Annotated in this window: 22 protein-coding genes; 8 read left to right on the forward strand and 14 right to left on the reverse strand. The window is 60.2% G+C overall.

Annotation, left to right across the window (positions count from 1 at the left end):
* Entirely contained in the window at window positions 1–366 is a 366-nt protein-coding gene (locus THIDRDRAFT_RS01455; RefSeq protein WP_007039005.1) for a response regulator, read from the reverse strand.
* 517 nt (window positions 367–883) lie between these two features.
* On the opposite strand from THIDRDRAFT_RS01455, the gene mfd reads away from it, so the two are divergent.
* On the forward strand, window positions 884–4,402 hold the full coding sequence (gene mfd / locus THIDRDRAFT_RS01460; protein WP_007039006.1) for a transcription-repair coupling factor: 3,519 nt from the start codon (window positions 884–886) through the stop codon (window positions 4,400–4,402).
* Between the two features lie 107 nt (window positions 4,403–4,509).
* Here mfd and fur read toward each other — a convergent pair whose 3' ends face one another.
* Window positions 4,510–4,926 carry a ferric iron uptake transcriptional regulator gene (fur, locus tag THIDRDRAFT_RS01465; protein WP_007039007.1) on the reverse strand — a complete coding sequence of 139 codons (417 nt, stop codon included), beginning with the start codon at window positions 4,924–4,926 and terminating at the stop codon, window positions 4,510–4,512.
* A gap of 158 nt (window positions 4,927–5,084) precedes the next feature.
* Between fur and THIDRDRAFT_RS01470 the strand changes: the two genes are divergently transcribed.
* Window positions 5,085–5,552, forward strand: coding sequence for an outer membrane protein assembly factor BamE (locus THIDRDRAFT_RS01470; RefSeq protein ID WP_007039008.1), 468 nt, complete (start codon window positions 5,085–5,087; stop codon window positions 5,550–5,552).
* Between the two features lie 18 nt (window positions 5,553–5,570).
* Here THIDRDRAFT_RS01470 and THIDRDRAFT_RS01475 read toward each other — a convergent pair whose 3' ends face one another.
* The 8 genes from THIDRDRAFT_RS01475 to THIDRDRAFT_RS01510 all read right to left on the reverse strand — a co-directional run bounded on the left by THIDRDRAFT_RS01475 (window position 5,571) and on the right by THIDRDRAFT_RS01510 (window position 12,541).
* Complete coding sequence (locus THIDRDRAFT_RS01475) at window positions 5,571–5,879, reverse strand: RnfH family protein (RefSeq protein WP_007039009.1); 309 nt, start codon at window positions 5,877–5,879, stop codon at window positions 5,571–5,573.
* On the reverse strand, window positions 5,876–6,307 hold the full coding sequence (locus tag THIDRDRAFT_RS01480) for an SRPBCC family protein (protein WP_040843617.1): 432 nt from the start codon (window positions 6,305–6,307) through the stop codon (window positions 5,876–5,878). Before THIDRDRAFT_RS01480 ends, THIDRDRAFT_RS01475 begins: the two co-directional genes overlap by 4 nt.
* A 70-nt stretch (window positions 6,308–6,377) precedes the next feature.
* Entirely contained in the window at window positions 6,378–7,712 is a 1,335-nt protein-coding gene (glmM, locus tag THIDRDRAFT_RS01485; protein ID WP_007039011.1) for a phosphoglucosamine mutase, read from the reverse strand.
* 3 nt (window positions 7,713–7,715) lie between these two features.
* Entirely contained in the window at window positions 7,716–9,623 is a 1,908-nt protein-coding gene (ftsH, locus tag THIDRDRAFT_RS01490; RefSeq protein WP_007039012.1) for an ATP-dependent zinc metalloprotease FtsH, read from the reverse strand.
* A gap of 83 nt (window positions 9,624–9,706) precedes the next feature.
* The gene (gene rlmE, locus THIDRDRAFT_RS01495) at window positions 9,707–10,327 is read right to left on the reverse strand and encodes a 23S rRNA (uridine(2552)-2'-O)-methyltransferase RlmE (protein ID WP_007039013.1); all 621 of its coding nucleotides are present in this window, start codon (window positions 10,325–10,327) and stop codon (window positions 9,707–9,709) included.
* A 123-nt stretch (window positions 10,328–10,450) separates the two neighbouring features.
* The gene (locus THIDRDRAFT_RS01500; protein ID WP_245535758.1) at window positions 10,451–11,224 is read right to left on the reverse strand and encodes a hypothetical protein; all 774 of its coding nucleotides are present in this window, start codon (window positions 11,222–11,224) and stop codon (window positions 10,451–10,453) included.
* 325 nt (window positions 11,225–11,549) lie between these two features.
* Window positions 11,550–11,918, reverse strand: a complete 369-nt coding sequence (locus THIDRDRAFT_RS01505; protein WP_007039015.1) for a high-potential iron-sulfur protein — start codon at window positions 11,916–11,918, stop codon at window positions 11,550–11,552.
* Between the two features lie 143 nt (window positions 11,919–12,061).
* Window positions 12,062–12,541, reverse strand: a complete 480-nt coding sequence (locus tag THIDRDRAFT_RS01510) for a C40 family peptidase (RefSeq protein ID WP_007039016.1) — start codon at window positions 12,539–12,541, stop codon at window positions 12,062–12,064.
* A 264-nt stretch (window positions 12,542–12,805) separates the two neighbouring features.
* Between THIDRDRAFT_RS01510 and trxB the strand changes: the two genes are divergently transcribed.
* The 5 genes from trxB to infA all read left to right on the forward strand — a co-directional run bounded on the left by trxB (window position 12,806) and on the right by infA (window position 16,913).
* Entirely contained in the window at window positions 12,806–13,771 is a 966-nt protein-coding gene (trxB, locus tag THIDRDRAFT_RS01515; RefSeq protein ID WP_007039017.1) for a thioredoxin-disulfide reductase, read from the forward strand.
* A gap of 46 nt (window positions 13,772–13,817) precedes the next feature.
* The gene (locus THIDRDRAFT_RS01520) at window positions 13,818–14,990 is read left to right on the forward strand and encodes a GNAT family N-acetyltransferase (protein WP_007039018.1); all 1,173 of its coding nucleotides are present in this window, start codon (window positions 13,818–13,820) and stop codon (window positions 14,988–14,990) included.
* Window positions 14,991–15,038: 48 nt separating this feature from the next.
* A complete protein-coding gene (gene aat, locus THIDRDRAFT_RS01525) occupies window positions 15,039–15,788 on the forward strand; it encodes a leucyl/phenylalanyl-tRNA--protein transferase (RefSeq protein ID WP_007039019.1) in 750 nt (249 codons plus the stop codon).
* Window positions 15,789–15,821: 33 nt separating this feature from the next.
* Complete coding sequence (locus THIDRDRAFT_RS01530; RefSeq protein WP_050984626.1) at window positions 15,822–16,619, forward strand: arginyltransferase; 798 nt, start codon at window positions 15,822–15,824, stop codon at window positions 16,617–16,619.
* A 75-nt stretch (window positions 16,620–16,694) separates the two neighbouring features.
* Window positions 16,695–16,913 carry a translation initiation factor IF-1 gene (infA, locus tag THIDRDRAFT_RS01535; protein WP_007039021.1) on the forward strand — a complete coding sequence of 73 codons (219 nt, stop codon included), beginning with the start codon at window positions 16,695–16,697 and terminating at the stop codon, window positions 16,911–16,913.
* 217 nt (window positions 16,914–17,130) lie between these two features.
* Here the strand turns inward: infA and clpA are convergent, their stop codons facing one another.
* Together clpA and clpS are read right to left on the reverse strand one after the other, a co-directional pair.
* Window positions 17,131–19,404, reverse strand: a complete 2,274-nt coding sequence (gene clpA / locus THIDRDRAFT_RS01540; RefSeq protein ID WP_007039022.1) for an ATP-dependent Clp protease ATP-binding subunit ClpA — start codon at window positions 19,402–19,404, stop codon at window positions 17,131–17,133.
* An 84-nt stretch (window positions 19,405–19,488) separates the two neighbouring features.
* Complete coding sequence (clpS, locus tag THIDRDRAFT_RS01545; RefSeq protein ID WP_007039023.1) at window positions 19,489–19,812, reverse strand: ATP-dependent Clp protease adapter ClpS; 324 nt, start codon at window positions 19,810–19,812, stop codon at window positions 19,489–19,491.
* A gap of 283 nt (window positions 19,813–20,095) precedes the next feature.
* Between clpS and THIDRDRAFT_RS01550 the strand changes: the two genes are divergently transcribed.
* On the forward strand, window positions 20,096–20,302 hold the full coding sequence (locus THIDRDRAFT_RS01550; RefSeq protein ID WP_007039024.1) for a cold-shock protein: 207 nt from the start codon (window positions 20,096–20,098) through the stop codon (window positions 20,300–20,302).
* Window positions 20,303–20,398: 96 nt separating this feature from the next.
* On the opposite strand, the gene icd is transcribed toward THIDRDRAFT_RS01550, so the two are convergent.
* Both icd and THIDRDRAFT_RS01560 read right to left on the reverse strand, forming a co-directional pair.
* Entirely contained in the window at window positions 20,399–21,655 is a 1,257-nt protein-coding gene (gene icd, locus THIDRDRAFT_RS01555) for an NADP-dependent isocitrate dehydrogenase (RefSeq protein ID WP_007039025.1), read from the reverse strand.
* 152 nt (window positions 21,656–21,807) lie between these two features.
* The gene (locus THIDRDRAFT_RS01560) at window positions 21,808–22,095 is read right to left on the reverse strand and encodes a hypothetical protein (protein WP_139058583.1); all 288 of its coding nucleotides are present in this window, start codon (window positions 22,093–22,095) and stop codon (window positions 21,808–21,810) included.
* Window positions 22,096–22,107 lie beyond the last annotated feature (12 nt).

Raw genomic sequence — 22,107 nt, forward strand, 5'->3', positions numbered from 1 at the left:
TCAGCCAATAACCTTGCGGACGACCTCAAGCAGCTTCTGCGGATCAAAGGGCTTGACCAGCCAGCCGGTAGCGCCCGCAGCGCGACCTTGGCTCTTCATGGTGTCGCTCGATTCGGTGGTCAACATCAGAATCGGCACGGAGCGGTATTGCGGGAGCCCACGCAATTGCTTGATGAGGCTGAGACCGTCCAGACGTGGCATGTTCTGATCGGTGAAGATGAGGTTGAAATTTCCGGCACGGGCCTTGTCCAGGCCATCTTGGCCGTCAACCGCCTCCGTCACCGAGTACCCGGCCCCCTTCAAGGTGAAGGACACCATCTGACGGATTGACGGAGAATCGTCCACTGTAAGTATCGTTTTGGCCATTGGCTGCGCCCTGAAGTCGCTGTTGGTTCTGAATTGAAAGGGGCCGCGCGGTCCCAGCCCCCTAGATGATCAAAGACGCCCGGCGCCAGAAAGGCGCCAGGAAGCACGCACTCTAACTCGCTTGCATCGCCCGCAGCCAGTTGACCGGGTCCATTCGACGACGAGCGCCGAGGATCCGGCACCGATCGATCGAGCGCGGAATAAACCGGGAATGACATCAGGCTGGCGAACGATGCTTGCAACCCTCAGCCGCTGAGTTATAGGCCCAAAGCAGCACAGGAGCAATGAGGGTTCCCACGAACCCCATTGAATTAGGGACGCCGATCATAACCGAAAATTCCCACCCACATTGCGTTCAACGTGCCCGAATGGCGGCCGGCGTACATCGCAAGGAACGAACGTCGCCCGGCATCGTCGAACCTCAGCTACGCCGCCGTTCGGACGAGCGGCCACACTGCACGTCCGCCCCCGGTATGCGAGAATCCCACCCATTAGACGACTTGAGGTATTGCCGTCCATGCACCCGGAGGACAAGACGCATCCGGAGGCTTCGGCCTATCCGGACAGCCCGCCCCATCGCTGTTCAGCACTCACTCCACCGCGACCCGACCGACTCGGCGAGCGTCTGCTATGGGGACGCCTCTATGGCGCCTCTCCCGGACTGGCGATCGCCCGAGCCGCGCAGGAACACGCGGGGTTGGCGCTGGTTATCGCCCAAGACGTCCAGGCCGCCGTACGGCTGCGCGAAGAGCTGAGATTCTTCCTCGCCGATACGGATCTCCCCATCCTCGGTTTTCCCGACTGGGAAACGCTGCCCTACGATGTCTTCTCGCCGCTCCCCGAACTGATTTCCGAACGGCTACTGACGTTGCACCAGCTACCGGCGCTCACCCGGGGCGTACTGATCGTCCCGGTCGGCACCCTGATGCAACGCCTTCCACCACGAGACTATGTCGAGCGTCAGTCGCTGGTACTCAAGGTCGGAGACCGACTGGACCTCGACGCCATGCGTCAGCGTCTGGGCCGAGCCGGCTACTCTTGTGTCTCTCAAGTCATGGGGCACGGCGAATATGCGGTGCGCGGATCCCTGCTCGACGTCTTTCCGATGGGCAGCCAGACACCGCTGCGCATCGACCTCTTCGATCTGGAGGTGGAAAGCATCCGCACCTTCGATCCAGAGACGCAGCGCACACGCGAGCGGATCGAGCACATCCGGCTACTACCCGCACGCGAGTTTCCCTTCGACGAGGAGTCCATCGCCGGCTTCAGACAGCGTTATCGGGCGAACTTCGAGGGCGATCCGCAATCGAGCATCATTTATCGCGAGGTCTCCGAGGGCCGAACGCCCGGCGGCCTCGAATACTATCTGCCGCTTTTTTTCGACCAGACAGCGACCCTGTTCGACTACCTGCCGAACACGACGCTGGCCTTCGAACCCGAGGACGCGCGGGAAACGGTCGCCGCCTTCTTCGCCAACGTGGAACAGCGCTATGAACAGCGTCGCCACGACCGCGAACGGCCCTTGCTCGCGCCAAACGGACTCTACCTCGCACCCGATCAGATCGCCTCGGCACTCAACGGCCTCTCCGGCGTCAACTACCAGTCGCACGAGATCGCCGCGCGACGCCGTGGCTATGCGCGTGTCGGCAATTTCGCCACCGGGCTCTTGCCACCGCTCGCGATCCAGGCGCGCGCGGCTCAACCAGCCCAGGCGCTGAAGGATTTCATCGCCGCACCGGAACGCCGAACCCTGTTCGTCGCCGAAAGTACCGGCCGGCGCGAGATGCTGGCCCAGCATCTCGCCGGCTTCGAGATCCGCCCACGCCAGGTCGCCGGATGGAATGCATTCCTCGCGAGCGATATCCCCATCGGCCTCACGGTCGCCCCGCTCGAACAGGGATTGCTACTGGAAGACAGCGGAATCGCCGTCGTCACGGAAACCCAACTCTATGGCGAGCGCGTTCGACAGGAGCGCCGTCGACGTGCCCGCGAGCGCGACAGCGATGCCATCGTCCGCAACCTCACCGAGCTGACCGAGGGCGCGCCAGTCGTCCATGAGGAGCACGGCGTCGGGCGCTATCTCGGACTCCAGACCCTGGATGTCGGCGGCATGACTGCCGAATTCCTCGCGCTGGAATACGCCAATGGCGATCGACTCTACGTCCCCGTCAGCTCGCTGCACCTCATCTCGCGCTACACGGGCACCTCGCCCGAAAACGCGCCACTGCACCGACTGGGCGGCGATCAGTGGGAAAAGGTCAAGCGCAAGGCCGCCCAGAAGGCCCACGACGTGGCGGCCGAGCTGCTCGACATCTATGCGCGCCGAGCGGCACGACAGGGTGTCGCCTGCCCTGACGGCGGGGAAGAATATGCCTCCTTCGCTGCAGCCTTTGCCTTCGAGGAGACCCCGGACCAGCTGCGGGCGATCGAATCGGTCCTGAGCGATATGGCCTCGCCCAAGCCGATGGACCGGGTGGTCTGCGGCGACGTCGGCTTCGGTAAGACCGAGGTCGCCATGCGCGCGACCTTTATGGCGATCAACGGCGGACGCCAGGTCGCTGTGCTGGTGCCAACGACCCTGCTCGCCCAACAGCATTTCGAGAACTTTTCCGACCGCTTCGCCGACTGGCCGATCAGGGTCGAAAGCCTCTCGCGCTTCCGCACCGCCAAGGAACAAAAGGCGGTCTTGGAGGGGCTGGCAAACGGCACCATCGATATCGTGGTGGGGACCCACAAGCTGCTGCAGGCGAGCACCAAGTTCAAGAACCTGGGGCTCGCCATTATCGACGAGGAACACCGCTTCGGTGTCCGACACAAGGAGCAGCTCAAAAACCTCCGCAGCGAGGTCGATGTTCTGACCCTGACCGCCACGCCCATCCCGCGCACGCTCAATATGGCCCTGTCCGGCATGCGCGACCTCTCCATCATCGCCACCCCACCGGTGGAACGTCATCCCATCAAGACCTTCGTCAGCCCCTGGAACGACACACTGCTCCAGGAGGCGGTGCTACGCGAACTCAAGCGTGGCGGACAGGTCTATTTCCTCCACAACGAGGTGGAGACGATCGAGAATCAGGCGCAGAAGCTCCAGGCACTGATCCCCGAGGCTCGAGTCCAGGTGGCGCACGGACAGATGCGCGAACGCGATCTGGAACGGGTGATGCGCGATTTCTACCATCAGCGCTTCAATCTGCTGGTCTGCACCACGATCGTCGAGAGCGGCATCGACGTCCCGAGCGCCAACACCATCATCATCAACCGGGCCGACAAGCTGGGCCTGGCGCAGCTGCATCAGCTACGCGGACGCGTCGGACGCTCGCACCACCGTGCCTACGCCTATCTGGTGACGCCACCGACCAAGACCATGACGGCCGACGCCAAGAAGCGGCTGGAGGCGATCGAATCGATGGAGGATCTGGGCGCCGGCTTCACCCTGGCGACGCACGACCTGGAGATCCGAGGCGCGGGCGAACTGCTCGGCGACGAGCAATCCGGCCAGATCGCCGAGATCGGCTTCACGCTCTACATGGACCTGCTGGAACGCGCGGTCCAGGCGCTCAAGGCCGGACGCGCGCCCGAATTGGACCGCCCGCTCGATCACGGCACCGAGATCGATCTCGGGATCCTGGCCCTACTGCCGAACGATTATCTGCCGGACGTGCATGCGCGCCTGGTGATGTATAAACGCATCGCCAGCGCCAAGGACACGGAGGAGCTGAAGGAATTGCAGGTCGAGATGATCGATCGTTTCGGACTGCTGCCAGAGCCGGCCAAGAACCTGCTCGACATCACCGCGCTCAAACTCAAGGTCCAACCCTACGGTATCCGCAAAATAGAAGCGGGACCGGCAAGCGGGCGCATCCTGTTCGACGAGAGCCCCAAAATCGACCCGGCCAACCTGATCCGACTGATCCAGACCAAACCCAAGGAGTTCAAACTCGACGGTGGCGACAAGCTCAAGTTTTTCCGCCAGATGCCGGAACCGCAGCAGCGGTTGCGGCAGACCAACGCAGTGGTTGAGGAGTTGATCGGATAAGAAGGGAGCCGCCGATCAACGCCATCCCGGCATTCGATCGGCTCGCGGGAATCCCTTGCGACGCAAGGGAAACCGCACTCGGTCGGCGTTGACCTAGAGCAAGGGGATCAGGCCTTCTTCTGGCATTCAGAACAGATACCGTAGACCACCAGAGAATGATCCTCGATACGAAAATTGTGCTCGGAGGCGATTCGCGCCTGACGGTTTTCGATCGTGGAATCAACGAACTCGACGATCTTGCCGCATTTGATGCAGACCAGATGATCGTGGTGATCGCCGTGGTTGAGTTCGAAAACCGACTGGCCGCCCTCGAAGTGGCGCCGACACACTAGCCCCGCGCTCTCGAACTGGGTGAGCACGCGATAGACGGTCGCCAAACCGATTTCCTCCTGCTGGCTCAGAAGTTCCTTGTAGACATCCTCTGCACTCAGATGGCGCTTGCCACAATTTTCAAGAATTTTCAGTATCTTGACTCGAGGCGCCGTCACCTTGAGTCCAGCCTGTTTGATCTGCTGGCTTTCCAATTGAATCTCCCCGTCAGGTGCCAATGAGCCAAGACTGACCCAATTCGACACACCTTGCCATGCTCCCCCTGTAAACGGGTGCCGGCGCTGCTGTATGATGCTGCGGTTTATCGCAAAGTCGTTGTCAGAGCAAGATGCGAAAGATATTCAGTTTTCCGATGATTGGTTGGCTGGCGGCACTGGCTGTCGTGGGATGCGCACGGGAAGAGAAACCGGACGACTACCAGACATCGGTTCTGGAGGATCTGCCGTTCGTCTATAAAATGACGGTTCAACAAGGGAATATCATCACCGAGCAGATGGTCGACAAGCTCGAACTCGGGATGAACAAGCGCCAGGTTGCCTTCCTGCTGGGCACACCGCTGCTCACCGATTTCTTCCACACCAACCGCTGGGATTACGTCTACACCATCAAACGTGGACACCAAAGCATGGAGCAGCGCTCGCTGACGCTCTACTTCAAGGATGACGCCCTGGTCCGCATTGCCGGCGATATGCACCCGGACCCCAATCGCAAGGCCGCCCAGGAGCCTTCGGAGATACTGGTCACCGTGCCCGATTATAAAGAGCGCAAGGGCCTGATCACGCGTGGACTCGAGGCCGTCGGGCTGGAGCCGGAACAGTAATCGCCGAAACGATTCGGATCAAGCGGCGGCCGTCTTACCCGCGCCCTTGGTATCCGCGGCCCGCTGCTTGCGCGCCGCTTTGGGATCGGCGATCAGTGGGCGGTAGATCTCGATCCGGTCCCCATCCTGAGGGACCTGATTGAGCTTGGCAAGTTTGCCGAAGATACCGATCTTGTTGACCCCAAGATCGATCTCCGGGAAACGCGCAAGCACCCCGGACTGTTCGATCGATTCCTCGACGCTGGTTCCGACACGCACCTCGAGATCGCGCTGGAACTGCTCCGAAGCACCAACGTAGGCAATCGAGATCTGCAGATAATCGCTCACCGGTAGACCTCGTCGGCACGTTTGCAAAAGGCATCGACCAGCGTGTTGGCGATTTGGTTGAAAACGCTACCGAAGGCCTTGTCGATCAGCTTTCCCGAGAACTCGAACTCGAGCTCCAATTCCACCTTCGAGGCATCCTCACGCAAGGCGGTGAACGTCCAGCAGCCATGGAGCTTGCGGAACGGGCCATCCACCAGTTCGAGTGTCATCCATTGGTCGCGCTCGAAACGATTACAGGTACTGAAGGTCTGACGGATCCCCATGCGGGCGACCTCGATCTGACCGCAGATCTTTTCGTCGGTCTCCGACAACACGGACGTGCTACTGCACCAGGGAAGGAATTTAGGATAGGAACCGACGTCGTAGACGAGATGGAACATTTGCGACGCAGAGTGAGACACCAGCGCACTTTTCTTGACGGTAGCCACTATTTTTCTAACGAACCAACTTGTTGTTCTGAAACCAGCGGGGTTCAGGTGCCCGACATGCCGAAACCGGCTAGTCCGAGACCTGATCTCGCACGATATCGGCCAACCATTCGGCAAGCCGCCCTACCTGATCGGCATCCACGCCCTCGACCATCACCCTGACCAGCGGCTCCGTGCCCGAGGGACGTAGAAGCACCCGCCCCCGCTCTCCGAGTTCGCGCTCGGCCATCGCAACCGCATCCAGCACAGCGGGCGCCCCGACGACCTCTCGATTGCCGCCCAGCCGCACGTTGACGAGCCTCTGCGGATAGAGTTCGACCTCGTCCGCCAAGTCTTCAAACGACAGCTCGAGGCGATTGATCGCGGCCAGGACCTGTAGGGCGGAAACAATCCCATCACCGGTACTGGTACGGTCGCGGCAGATGATATGCCCGGAGGGCTCTCCACCCAGAATGCCATCGGAACCCCTGAGGCGCTCCATGATGTAACGGTCACCAACCTTGGTGCGCGCGAACCCAAGCCCCAGACGCCGCAACGCATGCTCCAGCCCCAGGTTGCTCATCAACGTCCCCACAACCTCGCCGCGCATGGTTTCGGCCGCCAGCCGAGACTTGGCGATGATATAGAGCAGACGATCGCCGTCGATCAAACGGCCGCGCGCGTCCACCATGAGCACGCGGTCCCCGTCGCCGTCGAAGGCGATGCCCAGATCGGCACCCTCGGCCACCACCGCCTTGCAGAGCGCTCCAGGCTCAGTCGAACCGACATCGCGGTTGATGTTGAACCCGTCGGGTTCGGTCCCGATCGAAACGACGCTCGCGCCCAACTCCTCAAGGACATGGGGGGCCGTATTGTAGGTCGCGCCATTGGCGCAATCGACGACGATCTTGAGGCCGCGAAAATTCATCGACGATGGAATCGTGCTCTTGCAGAACTCGATGTACCGACCGTTGGCATCCTCGACACGCTTGGCCTTGCCCAGAGCGCTCGACTCGACGGTCCGCAACGGGCACTCCAACTCCGCCTCGATCGCCATCTCGACCTCGTCCGGCAGCTTATCGCCGTCCGAAGAAAAGAACTTGATGCCATTATCCTGATAGGGGTTGTGCGAGGCCGTGATGACGATGCCCGCCGAGGCGCGGAAGGCCCGCGTCAGATAGGCAACGCCCGGTGTGGTCATGGGGCCAAGCAGGCGGATATTGACGCCTGCCGCCACCAGTCCCGCCTCCAGGGCCGACTCGAACATATAGCCCGAAATACGGGTGTCCTTTCCGATCAGAATTTTACCCCTGCCGTTGCCGAGCACCCGCCCGGCCGCCCAGCCGAGCTTGAGCACGAAATCAGGGGTGATATGTCCCTCGCCGACGCAACCACGAATGCCATCCGTACCGAAATAGCGACGCATCGATCAATGCTCTCCAGCAGGACGCGCGACAGAATCGCCGCCGGAAAGGTCTCCCTTACCCTCGGACGAACCGGCGGGACGCTTGGGCTCGTCGTCCTCCCAGTCGCGAGGCGGACGCGGGACGCGACCTTCCATGATGTCGCCGATCTGGGTCGAATCGATGGTCTCGTACTTCATCAGTGCCTCAGCCATGGCGTGGAGCTTTTCGATGTTCTCGACAAGCAAGGTCCGAGCCCGTTCGTAGTTGCGCTCGATGACGTCGCGGATCTCCTCGTCGATGACATGAGTGGTCTCGTCCGACACGCTCTTGTGCTGAGTCACCGAATGACCGAGGAACACCTCCTGTTCATCCTCGCTATAGGTCAGCGGCCCGAGTCGATCGGACAGTCCCCACTTGGTCACCATGTTGCGGGCGATCTCGGTGGCGCGATGGATGTCGTTCTGCGCCCCAGTGGTCACACAGTCGGGACCGAAGATCAGCGCCTCGGCTACGCGGCCACCGAAGAGACTGGAGACGCTGCTTTCCAGACGTTGCTTGCTGTAGCTGAAGCGGTCGTCCTCGGGCAGGAACAGCGTCACGCCCAGCGCACGACCCCGCGGAATGATGCTGACCTTGTGCACCGGATCGTGATCCGGGACCAGACGCCCGACGATGGCATGACCCGACTCGTGATAGGCGGTCAGTCGCTTCTCGTCCTCGGACATCACCATGGACCGACGCTCGGCACCCATCATGATCTTGTCCTTGGCCTTCTCCATGTCGTCCATGTCGACCAGCTTCTTGTTGGCGCGCGCAGCGAACAGCGCCCCCTCGTTGACCAGATTCGCCAGGTCGGCACCGGAGAAGCCCGGGGTTCCGCGCGCCAGGACCGACGCCTTGACGTCCTCGGCAGCCGGAATCTTACGCATATGGACCTTGAGGATCTGCTCGCGTCCGCGCACGTCTGGCAGCGGCACCACGACCTGACGGTCGAAGCGGCCAGGGCGCAAAAGCGCAGGATCCAGAACGTCCGGGCGGTTGGTGGCGGCGATCACGATCACACCCTCGTTGCCCTCGAAGCCGTCCATCTCGACCAGCAATTGGTTTAGGGTCTGCTCGCGCTCATCGTGCCCGCCGCCGAGACCGGCTCCGCGATGACGTCCGACCGCATCGATCTCGTCGATGAAGATGATGCAGGGCGCATGCTTCTTCGCCTGCTCGAACATGTCTCGAACCCGCGAGGCGCCGACACCGACGAACATCTCGACGAAATCCGAGCCCGAAATGGTGAAGAACGGCACCTTGGCCTCACCGGCGATAGCGCGCGCCAGCAAGGTTTTACCGGTTCCAGGCGGACCGACCATAAGGACGCCCTTGGGAATCTTGCCGCCGAGCTTCTGGAACTTGGCGGGATCCTTGAGGAAGTCGACCATCTCGGTGACCTCGTCCTTGGCCTCCTCGGCCCCGGCAACATCCTGGAAGGTGACCTTGATCTGATCCTCGGACAGCAAGCGCGCGCGGCTCTTGCCAAACGACATGGCTCCACGCCCGCCCGCGCCTCCCTGCATCTGGCGCATGAAGAGAATCCAGAGGCCGACGAGGATCAGCAGCGGGAACCAGTTGATCAGGATCTGCAGCAGCACGGACTGCTTCTCGGGCGGTGCGGCCTTGATGACCACGCCATGATTCAGCAGATCACCGACCAATCCGTTGTCCCCCGGACTGTAGGTCGTGAAACGCCGCCCGGACTCGTTGACACCCTCGATCGTCCGCCCTTGGATGGTGACCTCTTTGACGCCACCCTGCTTCACCTGCTCGATGAAATCCGAATAATTCAGGCTTCTTGGGGTCGATTGGGTGGTAGTGAAATTGTTGAACACGGACATCAGCACAATGGCGATGACCACCCAAAGAAGAATATTTTTCGCCATGTCACTCACGGCTTATTGGCCCCTAACGGTTGTCTGCCCAAAACGCTGGCACAGGTTAATCTAATGAAGTTAGCACCGACGCACTAGCGATTAAAGCCTTTTGCGACCAGATAAAGCTCTCGGCTCTGGGCGCGCGAGGATTTAGGCTTGCGGCTCGCGACCTGCCGGAAGCTCCCGCGCAAGTCGCGCAGATAGGCGTCGAACCCGGTGCCTTGAAAGGCCTTGACGACCATCGCCCCCCCTGGCTTCAACTGCTCGCGCGCGAGTTCCAGCGCCAGTTCAAGGAGGTACATACTCCGACTCTGATCGACAATGGACGTTCCGGTGATATTGGGCGCCATATCCGATAGCACCAGATCCAGCGGGTCCTGACCAAGCGCGACGCGCAACTCCGAGAGCACTGCGTCATCGCGAAAATCGCCTTCCAGGATCTCGACCCCGGCGAGCGGGTCCATCGGAAGGATATCAAGGGCGATGACGCGCCCCTTCGCCCCGACCAGCTGGACGGCGATTTGCGACCAGCTACCGGGTGCCGCGCCCAGATCGACCACGCGCATTCCGGGCGAGAGGACGCGATCCTTCTCCTGGATCTCCAGGAGTTTATAGGCCGCGCGCGAACGATATCCGTCCACCTGGGAGCGCTTGACGTAGGGATCGTTGACGTGACGGTCGAGCCAACGTCGACTGGATTTGCTTCTTGCCATGAATGGAACGGAAGGGATCAGGAAGGAGAAACGGTACGAAAGTCGGCCCGACATCAAGCCGGCGGATTAGGCTAACACATTCTGCGCAATGATCCCGCCGGAAATGGAACGGCTCGGCTGATATCAGAGGTCGTGAACCCAGCGAAACCGAAAGAGCTCAAGCAGAACACCCGCCGTTCCACCACCGAATAGACCACCCAGAATGGCCTGCTGGATTTCGAGATGCATGGTTTCGCTCGCAATCAGCGACACCCCATCGCCGAAACTGAGCAACGGGCCAGAGACCATCCAGACGCTGCCGGCCGCGACACCGGCGAGAACCGCCATGATGAGGGCCTCGACCACATAGCAGGAACGCGATTCGAGCCGAATGCGGCGAGACAGGGTCACCCACCAGCGCACAGTCGAGACATAGAGGATACCGTTAACGCTCACCACAAAGGCGAGAATTGCGAAGATCGGGAACGGCTCGGGATGAAGTGGCTCGGCGATCGCCAGCACGGCCCCACCGACCACGCCGGTCGCGAGACCAGCCAGCGCCTTGCCAGGGACGCTACGCGAACAGCGCTTAGGGAAGGAGATGGTAAGCCCGACAGTTGCCGCCAATATGGCCGCCACCAAGGCGACGTCCGAGAGCGACACCTGCCCCCCGAGCAGAATCAGCATGGCGACACCCACCATCGCGCCCACTCCAGTACTGATGAGCGCAAGCTCACGCGCACCGTAAAGAACCGCGCCCACGCCACCAGCAACCGATGCGGCAACGACGTAGGAAAAATAGCCAAACCCCATCCCCTTCAGGAGCAGCACGACCCCGATGAACAAAGGGGCGTAGATCATGCCGATCAGGCTCCAGACGATACCGCGCAGGAAGGCGGACCGAAAGCGTGATTTCAAGGTGAGATCTGCGACTTCAAGCGAGGCGTAGGGTCGAGCATTGGCAAATTCGGTCGAACTCTCGGGAGACATGAACACACCACCGCATACTGCTAAGGACTTCTGAACCAAGGATACATCAAGGCCGCACCCTTCCCCATGACCCAGCCCAACCACCGCACGCAAAACAGCCAAGAGGTGCTCGCCGATAGAGAAATATCATGGCGGATCATGGATCAATGGTAAGAGAACCGAGCGGTATGCGACGAGAAAGACCTCACACAAAGAAAAACGGGGCCAGTGGCCCCGTTCACGTATCCGATCCGAGGGACCGAATTCGATGCGATCAGCCGGCCCGCAGGGTCCAGGAGGCACACCAGCCGTTCAGGTTGATCAGCTTACCGGGGAACAACTGGCAACCCTTCCATTCATCCGTCGCACCCTCAGCGTCCGGAAGCATGAACTGGCAGTTGCCGCAATGCTGTTCTGCCGGAGGCAAGCCAGGACGAGCGGCCGCAAGGCGGTCGGACTCAGCGGCATTCTCATGGTACTTCAGGGCCGCTGCGGTCGGGTCATCGGGGGTCACGGCATTCGCGGGAGCCTGAGCGCGAGCGGTGCCGACACCGACCAAGTTGATCATCGGAATCGCTGCGGCGGTACCCAGCATCACTTTGACGGCGTCGCGACGGCTCTTGCAGATTGGCTTATCGGACATTGAGTCACTCCTGAGGGATTAGGCACAGTATTGAAGTCTCGACACTTCCGGCCTCAAACCGGAGGTCGTCGGCCATTTTGCATCACTAGCTCGAAAAAGGCGAGTCACGCACTTTGTGAATCGCGCGACGGGTCAGACCCCTATCAGTCGAGATAGGTTCCCGCGCCGAGGTAGCGCGCGCGCCAGTATGGATTGCCAAGGCGCGCGATACGGACCCGATTACGCGACGTCGACGCGTGCACGAAACGCTCTCGATCGATCATCAATCCAACATGATAGACGCCTGGCCCGGTCTTGAAAAAAACCATGTCACCCGGACGCGGGCGATCGCCGGAAATAGGCTTTGCCGCCTTTCGTTGAGCCTTCGCCGTTCGAGGGATATTCAAACCTACAACATGATGCGCGTAGAAGGTCAGCCCGCTGCAATCGAAGCCCTCTTTCGGCGTCTCACCCCCATAGACATAGGGTGTCCCCAACTGAGCCAGCCCCGCCATAACCACATCCGCCCGCTGGTTCGTCGTATCGTCGCCCTCCAGTTCCCCGACACTGGAACAGCCAGACACGAGAAACAGCCCACACGCAACACCTAAACAGACCAACAGCCGACGCGCACAAACCTTCATAAACAACTCACAGTTAGATTCATAATATGCTGTTTTAAATAAATAGATACGTACATAAAACGCCGATGTCAAGCAGGCGACACAGCGACATCGACGACCGCCACCACGCCGCCCGAGTCACGACGAAGGCTTTACGCGACCAGCCGCAAACCTTAAATTTATTAGATTGACAGAAATCAAATTTTCGTCCGTTTTCCAGCAACCCCTTACCCATGCAGGCGAACCTGAGACGGGTCCTCGCCGCCCCTCCTTGGAGTGCATCTCATGCCCGAAACCAAACACTGCCGGCTACTGATCCTTGGATCAGGGCCGGCCGGCTATACCGCAGCCGTTTACGCGGCCCGCGCCAACCTCAAACCCGTTCTGGTGACCGGCCTCGAACAGGGCGGGCAACTTATGACGACAACGGAGGTGGACAACTGGGCAGGCGACCCGGATGGCGTACAAGGCCCGGAGCTCATGGACCGGATGCGCCGACATGCCGAACGCTTCGAAACCGAGATCATCTTCGATCACATCAATGCGACCGATCTCAGCGGACGCCCGCTCAAACTCATGGGCGATTCGGCCACCTACACCTGCGATGCGCTCATCATCGCCACAGGCGCCAGCGCCATGTACACCGGCCTTCCTTCAGAGCAGGAATTCCGCGGACGCGGGGTCTCGGCATGCGCGACCTGCGACGGCTTTTTCTATCGCAATCAGAAGGTCGCCGTCATTGGCGGCGGCAACACGGCGGTCGAGGAGGCACTCTATCTCTCGAACATCGCCTCGGAGGTCGTACTGGTCCATCGACGCAATAGCTTGCGCGCAGAGAAGATCATGCAGAAGCAGCTGTTCGAGAAGGTCGAGCATGGCAACGTCCGCATCGCCTGGAGCCATGTCCTAGACGAGGTTCTCGGAGATGCGACCGGCGTGACCGGAATCCGCATCAAGAGCACTCAGGACGACTCCACCCAAGACATCGATCTGCACGGCGTCTTCATCGCCATCGGGCACAAACCCAACACCGAAATCTTCGCCGGACAGCTCGACATGGAAAACGGCTACATCAGGGTCCAAAGCGGCACCCAGGGGAACGCCACCGCCACATCCATTCCCGGGGTCTTCGCGGCTGGCGACGTGATGGATCAGATCTATCGACAGGCCATCACCTCGGCTGGAAGCGGCTGCATGGCCGCGCTGGATGCCGAAAAGTATCTCGACGCGCTCGCAACGGAAGCGATCTGACGTCCGCCCGGCTTGGAGCTGACCCGAGAGCCCATATCTCGATGCCATGGATGGCATCATCAAACCCACGCCAAACGTCTATAGGGTGACGACCCACGCAGCGATTCGCGAGATCCCCGCCTGCGACTGGAATCGACTCACAAGCCCGGACACCCCCTTCCTGCGCCACGAATTCCTGGCGGCCATGGAGGATCACGAGTGCGTTGGCGAGAAGCTGGGCTGGCTACCCATGCACTTAGCGCTCAGGGACGAGAACGAACGCCTGCTCGGCGCTGCACCTTGCTACCTCAAGAGCAACTCCTACGGCGAATTCGTCTTCGATTGGTCCTGGGCCGACGCCTATCATCGGCACGGACTGAGCTACTACCCCAAGCTTGTCATCGCCTCGCCCTACACACCCGCCACCGGACCGCGAATTCTCACCGAACAGGGCACGGCACGCGCGCAACATGCCTGCGCGCTCATCCAAGGTGCGGCCCGGGTCGCGGAACGCCTTGGCGTCTCTTCGGCCCACTGCCTCTTCAATACGGATGAAGAGGCAAGCCTCCTGGAATCGCAGGGATTCATGCGACGTGTCGGCTGCCAGTTTCACTGGGACAACCGAGGATACGAAAATTTCGACCAGATGCTCGATACCTTCACCTCGGCCAAGCGCAAGCAAATCAAACGCGAGCGTCGGCGCGTCACAGAGGCAGGGCTGCGCCTGCGCCGCGTTCGAGGCGACGACGTCACCGAGGAGGAATGGGATCGCTTCCATCGCCTTTATTGCGACACATTCGACAAGCGAGGAGGCCTCCCAACGCTAACGCTCCCCTTTTTCCAGGCCATCGCACAGGACATGGGCGAAAACCTTTTACTCGTGCTCGCCTACCAGGAAAATCGCATCGTCGCGGCGGCATTCAACCTCGCGGGCAGGCACTCGCTCTATGGACGGCATTGGGGATGTGCCGAGGATTTCCATAGCCTTCACTTCGAAGCCTGTTACTATCAGGGCCTCGAATATTGCATCGAACAGGGCTTGAACCGTTTCGAGCCAGGCGCCCAAGGTGAGCACAAGATCAGCCGAGGCTTCCTGCCAACCCGAACCTGGTCTGGCCACTGGGTGGCCGACCCAAGATTCCGAGCGGCCATCGCTCGATTCCTCGAACAGGACACCAGGGGCATGGATGAATATCTCGCCGCAATGCAGACACATAGCCCCTACCGGGCGCCTGCATGATGGAGCATCGCGCACACCGCCCGCCTCCTCGCCCGGTGCGGATAGTCGATGATCGCCCTACTCGATCCCTACGACCGGCAGTCGTTTCCAGACCCCCGCGTCGCGCTGCTCGAACCGAACGGCCTGCTCGCCGTGGGCGGAGACCTGAGCCCCGGACGTCTACACAACGCCTATCGACGCGGAATCTTCCCCTGGTTCAGCGCCGGAGACCCCATTCTCTGGTGGTCCCCCGACCCGCGTACCGTCATCTTTCCAAAACAGCTTCATATCTCCCGCAGCCTTCGAAAACATCTGCGCAAGCATGATCTCAGCGTCTCATTCGATCACGATTTTTTCGGCGTAATCCATGGTTGCGCCCAGCCGCGCGACGACCAGGGCGGAACCTGGCTCCTGCCCCAGATGATTGCCGCCTATCAAAGCCTCCACGCGATCGGGCTTGCCCATTCGGTCGAAGTATGGCGGGACAAGGAACTGGTGGGCGGACTCTACGGCGTCGCGATCGGTCGCGCCTTCTTTGGCGAATCCATGTTCAGTCGCGTTACGGATGCATCCAAGGTCGCGCTTGTCCATCTATGCAAGCGTCTTGCCGACTGGAGGTTTGGCCTCATCGATTGCCAGATGCGAACCGATCACCTCGTCAGCATGGGGGCGATCGAGATTCCACGCGAAGAGTTCCTAACGCTGCTCGAAGAACATTGCCCCCGATCCGGCTTCAATTCCAACTGGTTCGGGGGCTTCGAGGATCCAACGACGGCACTGGAAACGACTGATTCCAAACCAAAAACCCCGCGATCGTGATGAACCGGGGATCGTGATGAGTCCGCTGTCATGATGAATCAGAACGACAGGTCTCGACAGGATCGTCACATCGCGCTTTACACGAGCGCAGACCATCCATGCTCCTATCTCGATGATCGGCTCGCCAGGACGCTCTTCGTCGATCCGACCATCCGCGTCGACAGCGCAACCTATCAGGCTCTGATCGATCAGGGATTCCGCCGCAGCGGGACACATGTCTACCGTCCCGCATGCAACGGATGCAACGAGTGCGTTCCGGTGCGAGTCCCGGTCGAGCGCTTCGTACCGAATCGTTCGCAACGGCGCAACTGGAAGTCAAACGCCCCCGAAATCCTGCTCCGGGAACGCCCGGCGGAATTCGACGCAGAGCACTTCGCGCTCTATCGACGTTACCTCGAAAGACGTCACCCCGATGGGGGCATGGCGGAAGACGCAACAGAAGAGAGCTATCGCCGCTTTCTGGTCGACCCATGGGGTGGACAGACCCGATTCGTCGAGCTGCGGCTGGACGCAAGACTCGTCGGAGTCGCCGTGACCGATGTACTGAAGAGAGGCCTCTCCGCCGTCTACACCTTTTTCGACCCAGAACTGTCCGCTCGAGCCCCCGGAACCTTCGCCGTACTTGCCCAAATAGAGCTTACGCGACGCGTCGGCCTACCCTATCTGTATCTCGGCTACTGTATCTCGGACAGCAGAAAGATGGCATACAAGACACATTTTCGCCCGGTCGAGGCCTGGAATGGGCAGGAATGGCGTCCGCTCTGCAACGAAAAAGGGCGTGTCACCAAGCGACCCGCCGCTCACAGACGGAACGGCAACGGCCTCGAATGAAATGCCGCGAAGCCAATTCGATGTGATACAATCCGTGGGCTTTGATAGCCGAGTTGTTCACCTAGAAAACACACTATGTCAAAAGACGACGTCATTCAAATGGAAGGCACGGTCACCGAGACCCTGCCGAATACGGTCTTCCGAGTTCAGCTGGAAAACGGCCACAACGTGACCGCCCATATTTCCGGAAAGATGCGCAAGCACTACATCCGCATCCTCACCGGCGACAAGGTCACGGTCGAACTCACACCTTATGACCTGACCAAAGGCCGCATCGTCTACCGAGCCAGATAGGCTCAACACGCCGCGCCGCTTCGGCTGAGTCGGTTCGCCCAGGGCGCGAAAACCAGAATGCGACAGACTTGGTCGGCAACCGCCATCCATGGCGGCTTCGCTCTCTGCGCGAAAGATGGCGGACGGCTCTCCGCACGCTTGCGGATCGTTCGAGCGCCTGGACTAAATCCAGCGACGCACCTTCGAGCCGCCCTTCCCGCAGGGACGACTCATCAGATCAGGCACCGACCAGATCGCACACCTCGCCGTTGATCTCGAACGAGAGTTCCTCGCCGTCCGCGCAAACGCGCACGGAGCCCCCTCCGACCAACTCTCCGAACAGAAGCGCGTTCGCCAAAGGCTTCTTGATGTGCTGCTGAATGACCCGAGCCATGGGACGAGCACCCATCTTGGGATCGTACCCCTTCTCGGCCAACCAGCGACGCACGCCGGCATCGACCACCAACTGAACCTTCTTCTCCGCCAACTGCTGTTCGAGTTCGAAGACGAACTTGTCGACAACGCTATGGATGGTCTCCTCCGTCAGCGAGGAGAACTGAACCACCGCATCGAGACGGTTGCGGAACTCGGGCGAGAAGTGGCGCTTCAATGCTTCCATGCCATCGGTCGAGTGATCCTGCTCGGTGAAGCCGATCGAGCGACGCGAGGTCTCCTCCGCCCCAGCGTTCGTGGTCATCACCAGCACAACGTTGCGGAAATCGGCCTTGCGACCGTTGTTGTCAGTCAAGGTCCCGTGGTCCATGACCTGCAGGAGCAGGTTAAAGACATCGGGATGCGCCTTCTCGATCTCGTCGAGCAGCAGGACCGAATGAGGGTGCTTGTTGACCTGCTCGGTCAGCAGACCGCCCTGATCGAACCCAACATAGCCGGGAGGCGCACCGATCAACCGCGAGACCGTATGGCGCTCCATATACTCGGACATGTCGAAGCGCAGCAGCTCCATACTGAGAATCCGAGCCAACTGACGCGTCACCTCCGTCTTGCCGACACCGGTCGGTCCCGTGAAGAGGAAGGAGCCGATCGGCTTGCCCTCGTTGACCAAACCGGAGCGATTCATACGAATCGCCGACGCCAGCGCATCGATTGCCGGATCCTGGCCATAGACGACCATCTTGAGATTGCGATCCAGGTTCTTCAGCGATTCCGTATCAGACGCCGACACCCGCTTCGAGGGAATACGTGCCATCTTGGCGACGATGGACTCCACATCGGCGACGTCGATCCGCTTCTTGCGCTTCGAGGGCGCCATCAGCTGGACATAGGCACCCGCCTCGTCGATGACGTCGATCGCCTTATCGGGCAGATGCCGATCATTGATGTGACGACTGGACAGTTCGGCCGCAGCCCGTAGCGCCGGATTGGTGTAACTGACCTGGTGGTGACCCTCGAAACGCGATTTGAGCCCCTTGAGGATCTCGACCGTTTCCTCAACGGACGGCTCCTCGACGTCGATCTTTTGGAAACGCCGCGCCAAGGCCCGATCCTTCTCGAAGATTCCCCGGTACTCCTGATAAGTCGTAGACCCGATACAGCGCAGATCTCCCGACGCGAGAACCGGCTTGATGAGATTGGAGGCGTCCATGACACCGCCGGACGCCGAGCCCGCACCGATGATGGTATGGATCTCGTCGATGAAGAGAATCGCCTGGGGTTGGCGCTTGAGTTGCGCCAAAACCGATTTCAGGCGCTTCTCGAAATCGCCGCGATATTTGGTGCCAGCGACCAAACCGCCCAGATCGAGCGAGTAGATCACCGCGTCGGCGAGCACATCCGGCACCTCGCCATCGACGATCTTCTTGGCCAACCCCTCGGCAATAGCCGTCTTGCCGACACCGGCCTCACCGACGAACAAGGGATTGTTCTTGCGCCGCCGACAAAGAATCTGGACGGTGCGCTCCACCTCCTTCGCGCGACCGATCAGGGGATCGATTCGCCCCTGGCGAGCCATTTCGTTCAGATTGGTCGCGAAATTCTCGAGCGGAGAACCGCCGCCCTCCTTCTCTTCACCGCGAATCTCGTCGGCGTCGCCGGGCGACTCATCCTCTTGACTCTCGCCCGGAACCTTGGAGATCCCGTGCGAGATGAAATTCACCACATCCAGACGCGTCACGTCCTGCTGGTTGAGCAGATAGACGGCCTGCGAATCCTGTTCGCTAAACAGCGCGACCAAAACATTGGCGCCCGTGACTTCCTTCTTACCGGCCGACTGAACATGAAAGACCGCGCGCTGCAGGACCCGCTGGAACCCAAGCGTTGGCTGGGTATCCCGTTCCTCGCTTTCAGGGATGAGCGGTGTCGTCTCCTCTATGAAGGAGGAAATCTCCTTACGCAGCCGATCCGAGTCCGCACCACAGGCGCGCAGCACCTTAGCTGCGGTTGGATTATCCAGCAAGCACAGCAACATGTGCTCGACGGTCATATATTCGTGATGCTTTGCGCGGGCCTCCTTGAAGGCTCGGTTTAGCGAAAATTCGAGTTCTTTGCTCAGCATCGGCCTAATTCCAAGCGGGGGTTTATAAAACCGGGTTTATGAAATCATTGTCATGCTTCCGCACAGCGGTCCACAGGCAACACCTCAAGCCTCTTCCATCGTACACATCAGCGGATGCTGATTGGTGCGCGCGTAATCGTTCACCTGGGAGACCTTGGTTTCGGCGATATCCTTGGTGAATACACCGCAGACACCGACGCCACGCGTATGCACATGCAGCATAACTTGGGTCGCCTTTTCACGATTCATAGCGAAGAAGATCTCCAGAACCAGAACGACGAATTCCATCGGGGTGTAATCATCGTTCAATAACAACACCTTGAACAAAGGTGGACGGCGTAGCTTGGGTCGCGACTCTTGGACCGTGAGTCCAGAGTCGCGTTCCTCGCCTGGTATATCGTTGCTCATGATCTCGGATTCTAGTCAAATTTGATTCAGGGTTTTCGATCTCCCCCAAGAGCCGGAACGAGACCGTGCACCCGAACGAATCAACCGGGTAAAAACGGGATTCGAGCGCCCAGCAACAGATCCAGCAACCTTCTCGCAAACGGCCCGATCAGTCGATTTGACCAGCGAAATCAACTCACTATACTACGGAGTTGTGGTGTCAGCCGCCGGATTCAAGGTATGGCGCCAGAAGAAGAATAATTACCGCTAACGAGAGCCCCGCAACCCTAGGAGGAGTGCGTCAATGATCACCGGTGTCGTTAAATGGTTCAATAACGCTAAGGGCTACGGCTTCGTGCAACCTGATGGACGCGAAGAGGACGTTTTCGTTCACTTCTCGTCGATCGACATGGAAGGATACAAAACACTCAGGGAGGGACAGAGGGTCGAATTCGAATTGAGCGAGGGGCCGAAGGGGCTGCACGCGGCCAACGTCCATCGCGTCAGCTGACCATCCATTCCAGGCCGGACCACCCGGCCATGATCTAAGCGGGACACGGCTCTCGCGCCGAGGCCAACAAACGGACCCGACGCGAGAGCCGGCTTCTTACATCTTCCCGATCACCGCCGCGCCGAATCCAGAACAGCTCAGCTTGGTGGCGTCGTCCATCAGACGATGCAGGTCATAGGTCACGGTCTTGGCCGCGATCGCACCTTCCACACCCTTGATGATGAGATCGGCCGCCTCGGTCCAGCCCATGTGACGCAGCATCATCTCGGCCGAGAGGATGAGCGAGGCCGGGTTGACCTGATCCTTGCCCGCATACTTGGGAGCGGTACCGTGGGTCGCCTCGAACATAGCGACCGAGTCGGACAGGTTGGCGCCCGGAGCCATGCCGATTCCGCCGACCTGCGCCGCCAAGGCATCGGAAATGTAGTCGCCGTTGAGATTGAGCGTGGCGATCACCGAGTATTCCTTCGGACGCAGCAGGATCTGCTGCAGGAAGGCGTCGGCGATCACATCCTTGACGATGATCTCGCGACCGGTTTTGGGGTTCTTGAAGCTGCACCAGGGGCCGCCATCGATCTCGGCTGCACCGAACTCGGACTTGGCCAGATCATAGCCCCATTCCTTGAAGGCACCCTCGGTGAACTTCATGATGTTGCCCTTGTGCACCAGGGTCACCGACGGACGGTCGTTGTCGATCGCATACTGGATCGCCTTGCGGACCAAGCGCTCGGTGCCGTCCTTGGAGACCGGCTTGATGCCGATACCGGAGGTCTCGGGGAAACGGATTTTAGTGACGCCCATCTCGTTGCGCAGGAAGTCGACCAGGCGTTGCGCCTCGGCACTGCCCTGCTGCCATTCGATGCCGGCGTAGATATCCTCCGAGTTCTCGCGGAAGATCACCATATCGGTGTACTCGGGCTCTTTCAGCGGGCTGGGAGTGCCGCTAAAGTAACGCACCGGACGCAGACAGACATAGAGATCCAGCTGCTGACGCAGTGCCACGTTGAGCGAGCGAATGCCGCCACCGACCGGAGTCGTGAGCGGCCCCTTGATGGAAACGACGAAATCCCTGACCGCCTCCATGGTCTCCTCGGGCAACCAGACATCCTCGCCATAGGTCCGGGTCGATTTCTCGCCGGCATAGATCTCCATCCACTGGATCTGGCGCTTGCCGCCGTAGGACTTCTCGACCGCTGCATCGACCACCGCACGCATCACCGGGGTGATATCGATACCGATGCCGTCACCTTCGATGAAGGGGATGATCGGCTTATCGGGAACACTGAGGGAAAAGTCGGAATTGACCTGGATCTTTTCACCCGTGGTTGGAATCTGTATCTTCTGATAGGCCATATGCATCACTCTGTTGGCGGTGGAGAGAAAAGGCGTGATCCTACCATCCCGTCGCCTTTTTGAGCAGGGCCGAAGCGCCCGCCCCCGTCTCGCCAGCCCGTCAAACAGACCGTGACGCCTGGCCACTCAGGGCCAGGTCAAGGATCGAACGATTATTCGAAACCGGGTCTACGACCGCGAGAACCAGCCGTTAGATCGCAGCTCGGCGCATGCTCGAACAGCTCAACGAAGTTCTCCAGATCCTGCGCCACGACATCCAACACCCCCATCGGCCCGGCCTGGTTGACGCTAGTCTGGCGCCAATCCGGCTCGATACGACCCGACGTATCCTCCACCACATCTCGACCGGAATGCCGGGACATGGCGAGTTCCGCCAACCGTTGCTGCCGAACCTGATGCTCGAGTATCTGTTGCTCTGCGAGCCTGTCGAAAGATGTCATCTCCAACGTCCT

Source organism: Thiorhodococcus drewsii AZ1 (assembly GCF_000224065.1).
In the GTDB taxonomy this organism is placed as follows: domain Bacteria; phylum Pseudomonadota; class Gammaproteobacteria; order Chromatiales; family Chromatiaceae; genus Imhoffiella; species Imhoffiella drewsii.